The organism is Vibrio sp. LaRot3 (assembly GCF_027587025.1).
Classification (GTDB): Bacteria; Pseudomonadota; Gammaproteobacteria; order Enterobacterales; family Vibrionaceae; genus Vibrio.
In genome coordinates this window covers 361381-380142 of record NZ_JAPPTI010000001.1, presented here as the reverse complement: position 1 = coordinate 380142, position 18762 = coordinate 361381, and the positions used below count along the sequence as shown (strand labels likewise).

The window sequence follows — 18762 nt, the reverse complement described above, 5'->3', positions numbered from 1 at the left end:
TAATGTTTTAGCGAAATTGAACACTAAACGAGCTTTTCGATGCCATACTGTTGACCGTAATGTTCAACAACAAAATCGATATCCTTGTCGCCACGCCCAGATAAGTTAAGCAATATTGAGCCTTTTTCACCTTGTTTGGCTAACTTCAATGCGTAAGCGACTGCGTGAGACGACTCTATCGCTGGAATGATCCCTTCAAGGCGTGATAGCTCAAAGAAAGCATCGATCGCTTCTTTGTCGTCAGCGGTGCCGTAATTGACGCGACCGAGATCTTTTAGGTAAGCATGTTGAGGCCCAACTGATGGGTAATCGAGTCCACTCGCCACAGAATACACCTCTTGTGGCTCCCCTTGGTTATCTTTGAGCATGTAGGATTTAAAACCATGCATAACGCCGGGCTCACCCAGAGTTAAAGTTGCAGCATGTTCACCCACTTGTTCAATAGAACGACCCGCGGGCTCTACGCCATGTATAGATACCTGTTCATCCTCAAGGAAAGCGCTAAACAACCCCATAGCGTTTGAACCACCACCCACACAAGCCACCAAGTTATTAGGCAATACACCCGTCATTTCTTGGAATTGCTCACGCGCTTCGTTACCTATAATCGATTGAAAATCTCGCACCATCATTGGGAAAGGATGCGGGCCAACAACAGAACCGATGGCATATAGTTGATTGATTGGATCTTTTAAGTAGGCCTCAAACGCCGCATCTACGGCTTCTTTTAGGGTTTTGCGCCCATGAGTCGCAGGAATGACGTTCGCGCCCAAGATGCGCATACGCACTACGTTCGGGTGCTCTTTAGCGATATCTACTTCGCCCATATAGATATCACATTCCAAACCGACCAAAGCCGCCGCTGTTGCCAACGCGACACCATGCTGACCTGCTCCCGTTTCGGCAATTAACTTCTTTTTGCCCATTTTCTTCGCCAGCAAAGCTTCACCCAAGCAATGGTTAATCTTGTGCGCGCCAGTATGGTTAAGATCTTCTCGTTTAAGGTAAATATCTGCGCCATATTTAGCTGAAAGGTTTTGGGCATGAAAGATAGGACTAGGACGACCAACAAAGTGCTTATACAGCCTTGCTAGCTCCGCTTGAAACTCAGGATCTTTGCGGCACTCATTGTATGCAGCCGTAATGTCATCCATCACTTTCTGCAACTCTTCTGGAATAAAACTACCACCATATTCGCCGAAATAACCTTGAGCATCAGGGGTGTTGTGATCAAATGTGTTTTTCATGGGGCTCCTTGTCCTACCTAACTAGTACACTTTCGCATAGTAAGGTTTATATTCAACTCACTCAAATACCATTGGTTGCATTAGTTAGCTCTCTCACAAAAAAGGCGAGCATAATGCTCGCCTTTATATAAACCAGTTGAACGCTAATCGTAAAACTTGGCATCAATGCTTGCCCGGGTTAACAAGCCGTCACACGGAGCGAAACGATCGCCGTATTTAGAAGCATGTTCATTCATGATCTCCACAACTTGCTTAATACCTAGCTGATCCATATAGCGGAAAGGCCCACCCAAAAATGGAGGGAATCCAATACCAAATATCGCTCCGATATCCCCATCACGAGCACTACGAATGATCCCTTCATCCAAACAGCGGACCGCTTCATTAAGCATTGGCAGTAAACAGCGCATCGCAATCTCTTTTTCGGTTAGCTTTGACTCTGGCTCTAACTTCAATAGTTTGTAAGCGCTCTTATCAACCTGCTTCTTTTTACCGTTGTAGGTATAGAAACCCTTGCCACTCTTGCGACCTTTACGACCATCATTGAGCAAGGTATCGAACACGTCAGGGCCTTTGAATCTAGGGCCAAGCTCATCAACCAATATCGGCATGATCTTAGCGCCAATATCGACTCCAACCTCATCCAACAATGCAATAGGACCGACTGGGAACCCTGCATTGACCAATGCATTATCTAAGTGTTCGATGGGCTCACCAACTAACAATATTTGCGCCGCTTCATTCATGTAGGGCGTCAAAATACGGTTTACATAAAAACCGGCTCTGTCTTTGACGACTATCGGCGTCTTACCTTGTTTTCGTGCTAAATCCACAACGGTAGAAATGGTTTCCTCAGAGGTTGACTCATGCGGAATCACTTCAACCAACGGCATTTTTTCTACCGGACTGAAGTAATGTAAACCCACTACATTTTCAGGACGTTGCGCTTCCTCTGCAATTTGGTGAATCGGCAACGACGATGTGTTGGTCGCGAAAATCGTATCGGTTTTGGCATTTTCTTCAACATCCGCCACCATTTTCTGTTTCAAAGCAAGATCTTCAAACACCGCTTCAATCACTACATCAGTGCGATTAAACGTGGTGAAATCAATACCGCCAGAGAGCTGGTTCATCTTGGCTTGCAGCTGAGCTTTAGAGAGAATTCGACGCTTTTTCTGTTTCTCGAACAATTTGTAGTTGTAGTTAAGCGCGTTCAATACACCATCATTAGACACATCTTTAATCCGCGCGGGTAGTTTCGCTTTTGCCACGGTCACATGGCTAATACCCGCGCCCATCAAGCCACCACCTAAAACCGCCACTCGGTCGACTGTTTTTGGTTCAGCGTCTGCCCCATTCTCTTTCTTCATTTCGGTGGTCGCGAAGAAAATGGAACGCAATGCTTTGGATTGGTCAGTCATGACTAACTCACCAAATTGCTGCGCTTCTTTCGCAAGGCCCGCTTCATAGCCATGCTCTAAACCATGGCGAATCACCTCTAAGATCGCACTTGTCGCCGGATAGTTACCTCGCGCTTTTTGCTCGGTCTTCTTGGCAGCTTGTTCAAAAATCACTTTACGGCCAAAGCCTGTTTGGGCCATCAGTTTTTCTTTGGTCGTAGTTTTACGTTTGGCTTTGTCCTTTTGCTCGACAAACTGCTTCGCGACTTCCAATAAAATGGTGTTAGGGACACAAGCATCCACTACACCAAGCTTTTTGGCATTTTTAGCTCGCAGCTGTTTACCGGTCAAAATCATATCGAGCGATGGCAGTAGACCAATCAACCTTGGCAGTCTTTGCGTACCTCCAGATCCCGGCAGTAAACCCAATTGAACTTCGGGTAAACCGATACGTGTTTTATCGTCATCACTGCATACGCGATAGTCACAAGCTAAAGCGAGCTCTAAACCACCGCCCAAGCATGGGCCATGGATTGCTGCAACAACAGGAAAGGCTAAATCAGCAAGCTTTTGGAACATCTGCTGACCTTTTTCAGCTAACGCTTGCGCTTCTTGTGCTGACTTGCAAGCATCCAACATGCGGACATCGGCACCAGCTACGAAGTTGTCTGGCTTACCTGAGTGGATAATCAAACCTTGTAACGCGCCTTTATGCTGCTCAATTTCAGCGAACACTTGCTCCATTTCATCAGCAAAAGCCGCTTGCAAGGTATTCATCTTCTCATTGGGTACATCGATGGCAAGCCATGCAATGTTGTTATCATCGATACTGAGGTTAAACGCTTTTAAATCACTCATTACTCAACCTCCAAAATCATAGCAGCACCTAAGCCACCAGCCGCACAAGCGGTATTCAATGCCAAGCCGCCACCTCGACGCTTCAGTTCACGCAGTGTTTGTGTCATCATCCGAGCACCTGTCGCTGCAAAGGGATGCCCGTAAGCGATAGACCCACCAAGCACATTAAACTTATCCATATCTATCTCACCAATAGCTTTCGCTCGCCCTAATTTCTCCTGGGCAAACTTGTCACTGGCAAACATTTTGACGTTCGAAAGAGCTTGAGCCGCAAACGCTTCGTGCATGTCGATTAGAGTTAAATCACTCAGCTCTATGCCTGCGCGGTCGAGCGCCATTGGCGTTGCATAAGATGGGCCCATCAACATATCTTGCTCAACCCCAATCGCTGAAAACGCATAAGAGCGAATATAACCAAGAATGTCTAAGCCTAGCTCTTTCGCTTTACCTTCCCGCATTAACATCACGGCCGCTGCGCCATCAGTAAGCGGGGTACTATTCGCTGCAGTAACGCTGCCATATTGACGGTCAAAGGCTGGTCTTAGCTTGGCATAACCTTCTAAGGTTGAGTCATGGCGAATGTTGTTATCTTCTGCTAACCATTTTTTGTAAGGTTCAGGGAAGGCTGTCATCACTTCACCGGAAATCTTACCTTCTTTCCACGCTTGAGAAGCAAGGGAGTGAGAGCGATGAGCTAATTCATCTTGCTCTTGACGGCTAATCCCATGACTTTTCGCCATCTGTTCCGCAGTTTGGCCCATCGATAGGCCTGTAGAATATTCAGCAACCGCAGGTGGGACAGGCATAAGATCTTTCAGTGAGAACGATTTGAGTATGCTCAGCTTTTGCTTCATTGAACGCGCTTTACTCAACGCCAACAAATTAGCAGCCATTTTCTTGGAAACACCAATTGGTAATACTGAGGAAGAATCTGCGCCGCCCGCGATACCAATATCAATGGTTCCCGCCATAATACTCTCAGCAACATTCACCGCCGCTTGAAAACTGGTCGCGCAAGCTCGAGTCACACTGTAGGCATCGGTATGAATATCCATTCCTGTACCTAACACGATCTCTCTTGCGATATTGGGCGCTTCTGGCATTTGCACAACTTGACCAAACACCACTTGCTCAATCAGTTGCGGTTCAATATCTACTCGGGCAAGCATTTCACTTACCACCATTTTGCCTAAGTCCACTGCCGGAACTTGGCTAAACTCCGTGCTTTGACGTGCAAATGGGGTGCGCAATCCTGCTACGATTGCGACCCTTTCTCCATTGCGAGTCGTCACTTGCTGCTTGCCCATTGGTGCTCCTTAATCCTTAGAGGTCTGACCAGAAACATTGTAACTAAAATGTTAACGCAATCAAACATACGTTTGAATAAATGTGATTTGATGACTTTTAGCATAGCTAAGTAAATGAAAAACAAGATTGTATCAGCTTAGAATTTCACTATATTTAGAAGAGTGTGTGAACTGAATGTAATACTATTCAAAGAATTTTTGGCAAAAAAAAACCACACAAATCTGTGTGGTTGGAATGTATAAAGCAATTAACTTACGCCAATTGAAAATAATCAGTTTCCTGATTAGGAGAAAGTAAAGTCAGCCTTCAAAAGGAAGTGTCATCTTGCTCAACTTGTTAGTGAAACACTAACTAGATGACAAGGTGTACTATAACCGCTGAGTTGGGTCATATTTTGAATTAGATCAATTTTTCATTCGATTTCTGACTTAATTGGTAAGGTAATCGTTTTAGTCACTTTAAAACAGTGAGTTATCTTTTACCTAACTGCCCTTTTACGCTGATTGACTCGTACCCCAAGTGATATTTGGAGGCTTTTGTGGCCATTATTGATTTTTTTGGGAAGAAAAAATCCAAACGTCCGGTCGATTTAGATATGGACAGACAAAGAAAATATGAAGCTCTAGTAAGAGCCTACCACCGAGACCTTTATCGCTATGCCTATTGGTTATGTAAAGACCCAACGATAGCGGAAGATTTGGTGCAAGAAACTTGTTTAAGAGCATGGAAGTCACTCGATAGCTTGCAGGATGATAAAGCAGCAAAGTCATGGCTCATCACTATTTTACGCCGTGAAAACGCTCGCCGCTTTGAACGCAAGCAGTTTGATCTGGTAGATATTGATGATCACTCTAACGAAGCCAAAGTCAGTGACGACCCACATCATCAATCTGAGTGGGTACATGCTCAGATAATGAAGCTTGAAGTGGACTATCGAGAGCCTTTGTTTTTGCAAGTGGTTGGAGGGTTCAGTGGTGAAGAAATTAGCCAAATCCTCGAGCTGAATAAAAATACCGTTATGACGCGTCTGTTTAGAGCAAGGAATCAGCTAAAAGAGATGTTAGAGTCAGATGATAATCATAAAGGAGCGCACAATGGATGAGTTAGAATTCCGCCGTCGAATTATGTCCGATCCCAAATGCCGGGATAGCGATATTGTCGATACGATGCGTGCCAATGAAAGTAACAATAAATTTGCGGAAGATATTCTTGAACTGGATGCGCAAATAGCCAAAGCGATGAATGTTGATGTACCAGAAGACTTGGCGGACAAAATTTTGTTCAACCAAAGCTCTCAGCAACAAAACAACGTTGTGAAACCTAACTTTTTTAAACGTAGCATGGCTTTAGCGGCGTCTTTCGCAGCCGGTATCATGGTTAGTCAAATAAATTGGGGAAACATTGTTGTTTCGCCTGCTCAAGCAAGCCTTGCAACAACCGCTGTACAGCACGTATTTGACGAGCAACCCTTCATTAACAATCTTGATGAAGAAGTGGGCAATTTGCAGATCAATACCAAAATGGCGCCATTTGCTCATCAATTAGGCCAACACTTCCCGTACCACGTTTATTACCTCAATCACTGTGGTTTTGGTCAATCGAATGCCTTGCACATGGTGTTTAAAGGTCAACAAGGTAAAGTCACGCTATTTTTAACTGGCATTGCTAGTTCAAAAGTTGAGACGTTCGCCGAACAAGGACTAACCGGTGTGATAGAACCATTAGATGATTTTAGCTTAATCATTGTAGGTAACGACGGCGAAGATGTTACTAACATCGCCAAAAACATCGTCAACATTCTTAAACCAATGTAACTCTCAACGAAAGGCCTAAGTTCTCCACTTAGGCCTTAAATTTTCACCTTTTCTAGAGTTAACACTCTAAAACGGCGCAAATAACAGCATTTTCCTGCCAAATACACATCATTTCCGCAATTTTATCATCTAATTAGGCAATGGTCGGATTTCTATAAACTATACTAAGCTCTAGGATCAGCCCCAACTGAGCAATTGCTCAAATAAAACGCCCAAATAGAGGCGAATACAAAAAGGAAAAAGCAACATGAATAACACGCGTCTGTTTAAGAAATCGCTGTTAGCAGTAACCATTACACTTGCATCGCAACAAGCTCTCGCCGCAGGTTTCCAATTAAACGCACAATCAGCTACCGGTATTGGTCGCGCTTTTGCTGGTGATGCCGTTATCGCAGATAACGCATCAGTAATGGCACGTAACCCTGCTGCAATGGCACTCTTCGACAAAATGGAGCTATCGCTCGGTTTTGAAAGCATCACTTCAATGATTGAAGTTAAAGATGGCGTCTACTGTGGTCCAACATGTCAAGCAACAAACGGCGCTCTAGGCGCAGAAAGTGCGAATTACGATGATGCTGGTGATACTTCTATTGCGCCAAATATTCACTTAATCGTTCCAGTAAATGAACAATTTGCCTGGGGCGTTAATGCATACACTAACTTCGGTACTAAAACTGAATTTTCTGGTGATTATCCAGGTTACGAATATGGCGGTTTAACTGACGTTAAAAGCATGAATTTAGGTGTAGCAGGCTCATACCGTATCAATAAACAATGGAGCATTGGTGCTGGTCTTGATTTTATTTACGGTGAAGGCACATTAAAGCGTTCATTCAGCCCTGAAATTGCTGCGGCGTTAGGCACAAGTAAAGCACTAGACGTCGAAGCTGACGGTTGGGCAGTAGGCTTTAACATCGGCACTGTGTTTGAGTTAGACGAAAACAACCGCTTCGGTCTGGCTTACCACTACTCACCAGAACTAGAAGCAGAAGGTGATGTTGTATTTAAAGGTGTTACGTATGAAAACGATACACTACTAATGCCGCTTCCTGACTTACTAGAGTTTTCTGGCTACCATAAGATTGAAAACACTCAGTTCGCTGTTCACTACTCTATCCAATATATTGGTTGGAACTCTTTTGATGTCTTAAAAAGTGAGAAAGCCGGCGTCTTGAATGAATACGAATGGCAAAATGGTATGCACTATTCAATCGGTGGTACTTACTACATGAACAGTGACTGGACTCTGCGCGCTGGTTACATGCACGACACTAGCGCACAAGATCAAGTTACATCAATTTCAGTACCAGACTCTGATCGCAACTGGTTCTCTGCCGGCTTCACGTATCACATTGATAAGTCATCAAACGTTGACTTTGGCTTCACTTACCTAATGGGTGGCGACGTCAATGTTAGCGAGTCTAATGCAAACCCATTCTTCGGCGCGCCAGGACAGCCAGAGAACATTTCTAGCATTTCTGGTACTACAAGAGCAGACGCGATTCTATTCGGCCTACAATACAGCCGCAGCTTCTAAGCTGAGCTAGCGTTTCCTAATTATCGGGCTGGTTTATCCAGCCCTTTTTTATATCTCCAACTCTGCCTCATCTATTTCAGCGCACACCTAGCAACACAATCTAAGCGAACAGCTGTAAGTTAAAGTCAACATTTCGCAAAACAATTGTTCGCTGAAAATCAAACTGGTCATACCACAAAAGCAGTTATATTAACTACTTAAATCCAAATTATTAAATTTTTATCCTGAAAATATCATATACACTGTTTTCTATTTCTAAAGTAATAACTCTAAACTTATCATCGCGGCACAAATTACAACTACATTCAGCGAACATTATAATGAAATCAAACAAGTCTCTCCTATCGATCGCAGTAGCGTGTGGTCTAATGGCTACAACTGGTACAGCAAACGCTGCAGGCTTCCAGCTAGCAGAATACTCAGCAACCGGTCTAGGTCGCGCTTATGCGGGCGAAGCAGCAATGGCTGATAACGCTAGCTCACAATGGCGTAACCCTGCACTACTGATGGACCTAGAAGGTACTCAGATTTCAACAGGTGCTATCTATGTTGATCCAAACATTGATATCAGCGGTACGTCTATGTACACGCCTGACCCACGAGTTCCAGCCCAACCATACGAAACTAAGTCTGATGATTTCGCGCACGATGCCGTCATTCCAAACCTATACATTTCACACAAGTACAATGAAAAAGTTGCTATCGGCTTTGCGCTAGGTACTAACTACGGTATGGAAACTGCGCTAGGTTCTGACTTCAGCGCTGCCAACCACGGTAATGAAGCATACGTTTACTCTATTGAAGCTAACCTTAATGCGGCATACCAACTAACCGAAGCTGTAAGCATTGGTGCTGGTCTACGCTACATTGACGCTGAAGGCCACTTTGGTGCTCAAGCATCTAAAAACATGCCTGCTGTAACTGGTCTAGCAGGTACACCACTAAAATACATGGCAGGTGACGATACCGCGTGGGCTTGGCAAGTCGGTACAGTTTGGCAAATCAATGATACAAACCGCTTAGGCTTTACTTACAAATCAGAAGTAGATTTGACGCTAGAAGGCTACGCAAAAGGCCTTGGTTTCAACCCGACCGATCCTCAAGCACACAAAAATGGCAGCCTAGACCTAGCGCTACCAGCAACAGCAGAACTAGCGAGCTACCACCAACTTAACGACAAAGTCGCAATCCACGCGAGCATCAACTGGACTGATTGGAGCAGCTTTAAAGAGCTTCGTGCCGAGTTCCCTGACGGAACTAACGAGCTAATCAAAGAAGAGAACTGGGAAGATAACTTCCGTTACGCTATCGGTGCAACTTACCAAGTAGACTCTAAGCTTTCTCTACGTACAGGTATTGCTTACGATGAATCAGCGGTAAGTGAAGAACACCGTACAGCAACAATTCCAGAAACTGATCGTCTTTGGTTAAGCATCGGTGCTGGCTACCAATGGTCTGAACAACTAAGTCTAGATGCTGGCTTTACTTACATCATGGCAAAAGATGCGAAAATGCATGAAACAGATCCTGCAGTATTGGGCGCAGATACATTCGGTGGTTCTTTTGAAGGTGAAGTATCAGGCTCTATCTGGCTAATCGGTGTTCAAGCAAGCTACACATTCTAATGAGCTAGAAAATCCAAATACAAAGGCAGTGGTTATCCACTGCCTTTTTCATTTCTGCTCATCAAATTATCAGGTAAGTTACTAATCACGCAATAAGAGCCATCAGAGCTCAATTCTCGCGATATTCTTAGCCACAGTAGCCTCACCTATTCCCTTCACTTTAGCAAGCTCCTCTGGCTTTTTGAAAGGCCCGTTCGCCTCACGATAATCGACTATCGCTTGTGCCTTTGTCAGCCCAATACCTTTCAACAAATCAGCAAGCTCTTGTGCACTGGCTTGGTTTACATTGACGACAATTTCAATGCCATCGTATTTAGGATCAGCAGGTTGTTCTTCGGCAAAAGCAGATATAGGAGCAAAGATTGCCAATAGAGCGGAAAGAAGTAGCGCTTTAATAGTCATAGGAGGTCCTTATCGTTATTTTCAGAACTTACATCCTAATGAGCTGAGAGATAATTATTAGTCACCTATGGCCAAAATAAAACGGACTGCCGAGGCAGTCCGTTTTGACATTATTGTTACTTACACAGTAATCACTTACTGAGTCACAACATAATATTCAATATCAATAGTCTGGCGTAGGATGCTAATCAAACCAGATAGGTTTTGTTCCGCGTTCATTTGCATTAGCTGAGAAGCAATCTGGTCATTGTACTGAGTCATGAACATATCTGATACTTGCTCAAGTTTCACAATCACAATGTCACCATTTAGCGACTTGCTTTGAGCGTATTGCACCTTACCATCAACAGGTTTTGGCATTGCGAATACAGCTTGTGCAAGTGGAGAGCTACGGTCAACAAGTTGAGTTTCACCAAACGCTAATGCGTTATCCACCAGCACTGATTCATTACCCGCATTAAGCTCAGCCACAACTTTAGTTGCTAGCTCAATCGCGTTTTGCTCGCCTTTCAATTTCGCTAGCTGAGCAACAACTTGCTCGCGCACTTCTTCAAGTGGCAAGACAGTTTCATCACGGTAATCTTCTACACGAACGACAATCACGTGCTCAGGTGCAACTTCCGTTACTTCTGAGTTTAAGCCATCTTCTTTCACTTCTGGGCTTAAAATCGCTTGTAGTACCGCAGGTGTTTTAAGAAGCTCCGGTGCATCTACTTGAGAGATAAAATCTGTCGTGTGGATTTTAGCGTTGATAGCTTGCGCTGCATCATCTAAAGAATCCGCTGATTCAAACGCCACTTTCTCAAGCGTGCTTTGCAGTTCGTAGAATTGATCCACCGCTTTTTGGTCAACAAGTTCTTGTTTAATCACTGCTGCAACTTCTGCTAATGGCTTAGCCACTGGCTGCTGAAGTTCATCAAGCTTGATGATGTGGTAACCAAACTCAGATTTCACAAGACCTGTTACATCACCAACGTTTTGCAGAGCGAATGCCGCATCTTCAAACGCAGGGTCCATAACGTCACGTTCAATAAAGCCTAGAGAACCGCCCTCTTCAGAGCTACCAATGTCGTCAGACTTCTCTTGAGCAAGTGTTGCGAAGTCTGCGCCTGCGTTTAGCTCATCAAGAATCGCTTGCGCTTTCGCTTCGTCATCGCCTTCAATAAGGATGTGGCTTACTTTACGCTGCTCTTGAGTAGAGTACTTATCAAGGTGCTCTTGGTAGTAGGTTGCTACTTCTTCGTCTGTCACAACAACAGACTGTTTCAACTGCTCAGCCGACAGCTCAATGTACGCTACTTTCACTTGCTCTGGGCGAGTGTAACGCTCTGAATTCTGTTGGTAGTAATCTGCAATTTCTTCTTCGCTTAGCTCAACTTTTGCTGCGAAATCTGCAAGGCCAAGGTTAATCGCTTGGATTTCACGCGTTTGCATGATCAACTTAGCTTGTGAGTTAACTTCACCAGCCAGAGAAAAATCGCTCGCTTGAATTGCGCTTAATAGTTGGTTGCGAACTAGGTTACGACGCAATAGCTCCGCGTAACCTTCTGGAGAGTAGCCGTAACGACGCAGAGTCGTTTGGTAAATCTCAGGGCTAAACTCACCATCCATTTGGAACTGTGGCAGTTCTAGCATCAGTTCACGTACTTGCTCGTCGCTAACACGTAAACCTAAAGACTGTGCATGTTGTTCAATCAGTGCGTCGTTAACCATTCGGTCAAGTACTGACTTACGGAAAGTCTCTACGTAGGCAGGATCTGCAAGTAGGTTTGAGAAGTATTCACCGAGCTGCGATTGCATGCGGTTACGTTCGTTTTGGTAAGCTTGCTCGAAGTCACCACGACTGATTTGCGTGTTGCCAACTTTCGCTGCAACGTTGTTACTGCCGCCTGCTAAGTTACCGACACCTACAAATACAAAAGATAGGATAATCAGTCCTAGGATAATTTTAACCGCGATGCTGTTAACGCCTTCGCGTAATCGATCCATCATACTTAAGTTACTCTCCGCGTATGAGCCGCCCTCGCCTTTAAATTCGGTCGATTGCGGTGTTCATTCAAATTAAAATTCAATAGCGCGATGATATCAGAAAAAGAAATGCGCATCAGTAGGATGCGCATAAATTAAAAAGGTTCTGACAAACTACGTGATCGTAGTGTGTCTGAATTAGTTACAAGCGTCTTTAAGCGCTTTACCAGCTTTGAAAGATGGTACTTTAGCTTCTGCGATTTGGATTTCTTCGCCAGTCTTAGGGTTACGACCAGTGCGTGCTGCACGAGTACGAACGCTGAAAGTACCGAAGCCAACTAGAGCAACTTGATCGCCAGATTGTAGAGTACCGCTAACTGCTTCGATGAATGCGTCTAGAGCACGGCCAGCTGAAGCTTTTGATAGATCTGCATCTGCTGCGATTTTTTCTACTAATTGAGTTTTATTCACTGTGATTCCCCTTTGCGCTGTCTGTTATTATTTTGTTAGACAGCTATTTTGTTCCATTTAGTTTCAAATCAAGCTCAAACCCTTATTTATCAAGGCTTCAAGCTACAGTCGCTAAAGTTAGCGCCCAAAAAAAACGCTGACAAGCATTTTCGGGCTAATCAGCGTAATCTTTTACTTATTTTTGCTGCACATCACTATTTTTCAGCAGCAAACTCGACACCTGTAGGGTCTTTTTCAAGCGCGACACTCAGTACCTCATCAATCCACTGTACTGGAATCACCTTCAAGTCTGCGATCACGTTCTCAGGAATCTCTTCCAAATCACGCTCGTTGTCTTTCGGAATCAGTACTGTTTTGATGCCACCGCGGTGTGCTGCCAGCAGTTTTTCTTTCAAACCACCGATAGGTAAAACTTCACCACGTAGGGTGATTTCACCAGTCATACCCACTTCTGCTTTCACAGGGTTACCTGTTAGGCTAGAAACAAGCGCAGTACACATTGCGATACCCGCACTTGGGCCATCTTTTGGTGTTGCACCTTCTGGTACGTGAACGTGAATATCACGTTTCTCGTAGAAGTCCGAGTTGATACCCAGTTTCTCAGCACGAGAACGTACAACCGTCATCGCTGCTTGGATGGACTCTTTCATCACATCACCAAGCGAACCCGTTTGAGTCAACTTACCTTTGCCTGGCATTGATTCAGTTTCGATGGTCAATAGATCACCACCCACTTCTGTCCACGCAAGACCTGTCACTTGACCAATACGGTTGCTGTCGTCTGCTTTACCGTAATCATGGCGTTGAACACCTAAGTACTCTTTTAGGTTATCCATAGAAACCGTGACAGACTTCAGCTCTGGCTTAAGCAGGATGTTCTTCACTGCTTTACGGCAGATCTTAGAAATCTCGCGCTCTAGGCTACGTACACCCGCTTCACGTGTGTAGTAACGAATGATGCCGATAATTGCCGAGTCTTCAATAGTGATCTCAGCTGGCTTCAAGCCATTGCGCTTCACTTGCTTCTCAACAAGGTGACGCTTAGCGATATTAAGCTTCTCGTCCTCTGTGTAACCAGATAGACGAATCACTTCCATACGGTCTAATAGTGGACCAGGGATGTTCATCGAGTTAGACGTCGCGACAAACATTACATCAGACAGATCGTAATCCACCTCTAGGTAGTGATCGTTAAATGCGTTGTTTTGTTCTGGGTCTAATACTTCAAGCAGAGCTGAAGATGGGTCGCCACGCATGTCTGAAGACATCTTGTCGATCTCATCCAGAAGGAATAGCGGGTTTTTCACACCAACTTTCGACATCTTCTGAATCAGTTTGCCCGGCATAGAGCCGATGTAAGTACGACGGTGACCGCGAATTTCCGCTTCGTCACGTACGCCACCTAGCGCCATACGGGTATATTTACGACCGGTAGCCGCCGCAATTGAGCGACCAAGCGAGGTTTTACCCACACCAGGAGGACCAACAAGACAAAGAATCGGGCCTTTTAACTTGTTGATACGGTTTTGAACCGCCAAGTATTCAAGAATACGCTCTTTAACGCGTTCTAGACCGTAGTGATCTTCGTTTAGAATCTCTTCTGCTTTCGCTAGGTTTTTCTTAACCTTAGAACGCTTAGCCCATGGCACACCAATCATCCAATCAATGTAGCCACGCACTACTGTCGCTTCTGCTGACATCGGAGACATCATCTTAAGCTTTTGCAGTTCTTGCTCGGTTTTTTCACGCGCTTCTTGAGGCATTTTCGACTCGTCGATCTTCTGTTTAAGAGTTTCGAATTCGTCTACGCCATCTTCGCTTTCACCCAGCTCTTTTTGAATGGCTTTCATTTGCTCATTCAAATAGTACTCACGTTGAGATTTTTCCATCTGCTTTTTAACGCGAGTACGAATGCGTTTCTCTACTTGCAGAATGTCGATTTCAGATTCCATTTGCCCCATTAGGAACTCAAGGCGCTCTGTTACATCCAACAATTCAAGTACGTTTTGCTTATCAACTAGCTTAAGCGGCATGTGCGCTGCAATCGTATCGGCTAAACGCGCTGCTTCATCAATACCGTTAAGAGAAGTCAGAACTTCAGGCGGAATTTTGTTGTTGAGCTTAATGAAGCCTTCAAACTGATTGATCGCACTGCGAACAATCACTTCTTGCTCGCGCTCATCAAGATCGGCTGTTACTAAATATTCAGCATCCGCTAAGAAGAAATCATTTTCGATAAAGTGATTAATTTTTGCACGCTGCTGACCTTCCACCAACACTTTGACGGTGCCATCTGGTAGTTTCAACAACTGTAGAATCGTAGCTACTGTACCTACTTCAAATAGATCATCTTTTGAAGGTTCATCGGTGTCCGCTTCTTTTTGAGCGACAAGAAGCACTTGTTTGTTGTTGTCCATTGCTGCTTCTAGGCAAGCAATTGATTTTTCACGGCCAACAAACAGAGGAATTACCATGTGCGGGTAAACAACGACGTCTCTTAGAGGCAGTACAGGGATCTCGATACGTTCGGAACGTTCCAAGTTCATATTATTCTCTCTTCCGCTATAACGTTTAACGTATTACTTAAATGAGTATATGGGGACTAATTGGTTGGTTTCAATGGAGGAATAAAAAAAAGGAGCTAATTGCTTAGCTCCTTTAACTTTCTGTTTGTTCAGTCGTATTAAATTACGATTCAGCGCCTGCGGCTTGGTTGTCTGCATTGCTGTAAATCAGCAGAGGATCAGACTCACCTTTGATGACTGACTCATCGATAACCACTTTGCTCACGTTGTCCATTGATGGCAGTTCGTACATTGTTTCGAGTAGAACACCTTCAAGGATTGAACGTAGACCACGGGCACCTGTTTTACGCTCCATTGCTTTCTTAGCAATTGCACGTAGTGCATCTTCACGGAACTCAAGTTCAGTGTCTTCAAGTTCGAACAAAGCACCGTATTGCTTGGTCAATGCGTTCTTCGGTTCACAAAGAATCTGTAGAAGCGCATCTTCATCAAGCTCAGCAAGTGTTGTTGTTACAGGTAGACGACCGATGAATTCCGGAATAAGACCGTATTTCACTAGATCTTCTGGCTCTACTTGAGTGAACAACTCACCAACTGTTTTGCTTTCATCTTTAGAACGAACTTCCGCACCGAAACCAATACCAGTACCTGTTGCTACACGTTGGTCGATCACTTTATCTAGGCCAGCAAATGCGCCGCCACAGATAAATAGGATCTTAGATGTATCAACTTGTAGGAACTCTTGTTGAGGGTGCTTACGGCCACCTTGAGGTGGAACAGAAGCCACTGTACCTTCAATCAGTTTCAATAGCGCTTGCTGAACACCTTCACCCGATACGTCACGAGTGATCGATGGGTTTTCAGCTTTACGTGAAATCTTGTCGATTTCATCAATGTACACGATGCCGCGTTCAGCTTTCGCTACGTCGTAATCACATTTTTGGAGCAGTTTTTGAATGATGTTTTCTACATCTTCACCTACGTAACCCGCTTCGGTTAGCGTAGTTGCATCTGCCATTGTGAACGGTACATCAAGGAAACGAGCCAATGTTTCAGCCAGTAGTGTTTTACCACTACCTGTTGGGCCAATCAGCAGGATGTTACTCTTGCCTAGCTCAACGCCTTCAGCTGTTGTATCACCGTTGCGTAAACGCTTGTAGTGATTATAAACGGCTACGGCTAGCACTTTTTTAGCGTAATCTTGGCCAATCACATAATCGTCAAGGTGCTCACGAATGTCTTTCGGCGTTGGTAACGCTTCAGACTGTTTCTTAGGAAGCACATCTTTGATCTCTTCGCGAATAATGTCGTTACATAGATCGACACATTCGTCACAGATGTAGACTGACGGGCCGGCGATTAGCTTGCGAACTTCGTGCTGGCTCTTACCGCAGAAAGAGCAGTACAACAGTTTGCTACTACCGCCCTCTTTGCTTTTATCTGTCATTCGCTAACCTCTTAGCCTTTTCTCTTTACGATCTGAGTGTATAACAATTTGTTTTAAATTGCCCCTCAGAATTGAGTATATATCCGTCTCACTCTGAGTCATTTCCACTCAAAAAGAAACCTTTAACCGCGGTGGGTTAGAACTTGGTCAATGATACCGTACTCAGCTGCTTGAGCCGCAGACATGAAGTTATCACGGTCTGTATCTTTCTCAATCACTTCTAGCGGTTGGCCAGTATGCTCAGCAAGTAAGGTATTTAGCTTCTCTTTAATGCTTAAGATTTCTTGCGCGTGAATTTGAATATCAGACGCTTGACCTTGGAAGCCACCTAGCGGTTGGTGAATCATCACTCGTGAGTTTGGCAGCGCAAAACGCTTACCCGGTGCACCGCCCGCCAATAGGAATGCACCCATTGAGCAAGCTTGACCAGTACATAAAGTGCTGACGTTTGGCTTGATAAACTGCATGGTGTCGTAAATAGACATGCCCGCAGTAACACTGCCGCCTGGCGAGTTGATGTATAGGAAGATATCTTTGTCTGGGTTCTCTGATTCAAGGAAAAGCAGCTGAGCAACCACAAGGTTAGCCATGTTGTCTTCCACTTGACCAGTCAAGAAAATGATTCGTTCTTTTAGCAGTCGCGAATAAATATCATACGAACGTTCACCACGGGAAGTTTGTTCAACGACCATTGGTACGAGTGCGTTCATGATTGGCGACATTGCATTTTGTTCTTGGTAGTTCATATTCTGATGTCCCTAAAATAAATGGCCCGGATGATACATATCATACGGACCATTGTTAGCAGAATAGTTAACGTTTAGTCAACTTTTCTACGCAAGATATTGCTTATTGTGCAGGCTGTTGGTTCATTAGCTCGTTGAAGCTAACTTCTTTCTCAGTAACCTGTGCTTTAGCGATGATTGCGTCAATAGCTTGCTCTTCTAGAGCAACGTTGCGCATGTTGTTCATCATCTGCTCGTTTTGCTCGTAGTAAGCAACAACTTCTGATGGATCTTCGTACGCTGTAGCCATTTCTTCGATAAGTGCTTTCACTTTCTCGTCGTCAGCTTTTAGCTCTTCAGACTTGATTACTTCACCTAGTAGAAGACCAACAACTACGCGACGCTTAGCTTGCTCTTCGAATAGCTCACGTGGAAGCTGTGCAGCCGCTTCAGGGTTGCCGCCGAAACGTTGTGCAGCTTGCTGACGTAGAGTACCGATTTCTTGGTCGATAAGTGCAGCAGGAACGTCTAGATCGTTCTCGTTTACTAGACCGTCAAGAGCTTGCTCTTTGATGCGGTTCTTAACAGCTTGCTTAAGTTCGCGATCCATGTTCTTACGAACTTCAGCTTTAAGACCTTCAACACCGCCTTCAGCACCGAACTTAGCAACGAATTCTTCGTTTAGTTCTGGTAGCTCACGCGCTTCAACTTTGTTTACTTTGATTGCAAACTTAGCTGCTTTACCTTTAAGCGCTTCAGCGTGGTAATCTTCTGGGAAAGTTACGTCGATTTCGAATTCCATACCAGCAGTCTTACCTGCGATACCGTCTTCAAAACCAGGGATCATGCGACCAGCGCCCATTTCTAGTGGGAAGTTCTCAGCTTTACCGCCTTCGAACTCTTCGCCGTCGATTGAACCAACGAAATCGATAGTTGCGCGCTTGCCATCTTCAGCTGCTTCTTCAACTTCAACCCAAGTAGCTTGCTGCTTACGTAGAGTGTCGATCATCTCTTCAACGTCTGCATCGTTTACTTCAGTTACAGGTTTTTCAACAGTGATGTTTTCTAGGCCTTTTAGCTCAACTTCTGGGTAAACTTCAAAAGTTGCAGTGAAAACTAGGTCTTCGCCTTCTTTGCTTTCAACTGGAGCGAAAGTCGGTGCGCCTGCTGGGTTGATTTTCTCTTTAACGATCGCTTCGATGAAGTGACGTTGCATTACTTCGCCCATCACGTCTTGACGTACTGCTTTGCCGTACATCTTCGCAACCATTTTTAGAGGCACTTTACCTTTACGGAAACCATCGAAACGACGGTTCTTAGCGATGTTGCGTAGTTCCGCTGTAACTGCATCTTCGATGTTTGCAGCTGGAACAGTAATGTTAAGACGGCGCTCTAGGCCTTCTAGCGTTTCAACAGTAACTTGCATTATTCATTA

14 protein-coding genes are annotated in these 18762 nt (G+C 44.6%); 4 read left to right on the top strand and 10 right to left on the bottom strand.

Annotated features, from left to right (window positions below):
- Positions 1 to 23 precede the first annotated feature (23 nt).
- The 3 genes from trpB to fadI all read right to left on the bottom strand — a co-directional run bounded on the left by trpB (position 24) and on the right by fadI (position 4812).
- Positions 24 to 1247 (bottom strand): tryptophan synthase subunit beta, encoded by a 1224-nt coding sequence (gene trpB / locus OH461_RS01880; RefSeq protein WP_270018952.1) that lies wholly within the window; start codon positions 1245 to 1247, stop codon positions 24 to 26.
- 143 nt (positions 1248 to 1390) lie between these two features.
- Positions 1391 to 3505, bottom strand: a complete 2115-nt coding sequence (gene fadJ / locus OH461_RS01875) for a fatty acid oxidation complex subunit alpha FadJ (RefSeq protein WP_270018951.1) — start codon at positions 3503 to 3505, stop codon at positions 1391 to 1393.
- Positions 3505 to 4812, bottom strand: coding sequence for an acetyl-CoA C-acyltransferase FadI (fadI, locus tag OH461_RS01870; RefSeq protein ID WP_270018950.1), 1308 nt, complete (start codon positions 4810 to 4812; stop codon positions 3505 to 3507). The genes fadJ and fadI overlap by 1 nt, the downstream gene beginning before the upstream one ends.
- A 596-nt stretch (positions 4813 to 5408) precedes the next feature.
- Between fadI and OH461_RS01865 the strand changes: the two genes are divergently transcribed.
- The 4 genes from OH461_RS01865 (at position 5409) to OH461_RS01850 (ending at position 9789) form a co-directional block, all read left to right on the top strand.
- Positions 5409 to 5915 (top strand): sigma-70 family RNA polymerase sigma factor, encoded by a 507-nt coding sequence (locus tag OH461_RS01865; RefSeq protein ID WP_270019835.1) that lies wholly within the window; start codon positions 5409 to 5411, stop codon positions 5913 to 5915.
- The gene (locus OH461_RS01860) at positions 5908 to 6627 is read left to right on the top strand and encodes a DUF3379 family protein (RefSeq protein ID WP_270018949.1); all 720 of its coding nucleotides are present in this window, start codon (positions 5908 to 5910) and stop codon (positions 6625 to 6627) included. Before OH461_RS01865 ends, OH461_RS01860 begins: the two co-directional genes overlap by 8 nt.
- A 247-nt stretch (positions 6628 to 6874) precedes the next feature.
- Positions 6875 to 8164, top strand: coding sequence for an outer membrane protein transport protein (locus OH461_RS01855; protein ID WP_270018948.1), 1290 nt, complete (start codon positions 6875 to 6877; stop codon positions 8162 to 8164).
- Between the two features lie 320 nt (positions 8165 to 8484).
- A complete protein-coding gene (locus OH461_RS01850) occupies positions 8485 to 9789 on the top strand; it encodes an outer membrane protein transport protein (RefSeq protein WP_270018947.1) in 1305 nt (434 codons plus the stop codon).
- A gap of 102 nt (positions 9790 to 9891) precedes the next feature.
- Here OH461_RS01850 and OH461_RS01845 read toward each other — a convergent pair whose 3' ends face one another.
- The 7 genes from OH461_RS01845 to tig all read right to left on the bottom strand — a co-directional run bounded on the left by OH461_RS01845 (position 9892) and on the right by tig (position 18753).
- Positions 9892 to 10191: a ComEA family DNA-binding protein gene (locus OH461_RS01845; protein ID WP_270018946.1), complete on the bottom strand. Its 300-nt coding sequence runs from the start codon at positions 10189 to 10191 to the stop codon at positions 9892 to 9894.
- Positions 10192 to 10326: 135 nt separating this feature from the next.
- A complete protein-coding gene (gene ppiD, locus OH461_RS01840; RefSeq protein ID WP_270018945.1) occupies positions 10327 to 12183 on the bottom strand; it encodes a peptidylprolyl isomerase in 1857 nt (618 codons plus the stop codon).
- Between the two features lie 174 nt (positions 12184 to 12357).
- Entirely contained in the window at positions 12358 to 12630 is a 273-nt protein-coding gene (locus OH461_RS01835) for an HU family DNA-binding protein (RefSeq protein ID WP_260258911.1), read from the bottom strand.
- A 194-nt stretch (positions 12631 to 12824) separates the two neighbouring features.
- On the bottom strand, positions 12825 to 15176 hold the full coding sequence (gene lon, locus OH461_RS01830; protein WP_270018944.1) for an endopeptidase La: 2352 nt from the start codon (positions 15174 to 15176) through the stop codon (positions 12825 to 12827).
- Positions 15177 to 15318: 142 nt separating this feature from the next.
- Positions 15319 to 16602, bottom strand: a complete 1284-nt coding sequence (clpX, locus tag OH461_RS01825) for an ATP-dependent protease ATP-binding subunit ClpX (RefSeq protein WP_270018943.1) — start codon at positions 16600 to 16602, stop codon at positions 15319 to 15321.
- Between the two features lie 122 nt (positions 16603 to 16724).
- Positions 16725 to 17348, bottom strand: a complete 624-nt coding sequence (gene clpP / locus OH461_RS01820) for an ATP-dependent Clp endopeptidase proteolytic subunit ClpP (protein ID WP_260258914.1) — start codon at positions 17346 to 17348, stop codon at positions 16725 to 16727.
- A gap of 103 nt (positions 17349 to 17451) precedes the next feature.
- Entirely contained in the window at positions 17452 to 18753 is a 1302-nt protein-coding gene (gene tig, locus OH461_RS01815; protein WP_270018942.1) for a trigger factor, read from the bottom strand.
- Positions 18754 to 18762 lie beyond the last annotated feature (9 nt).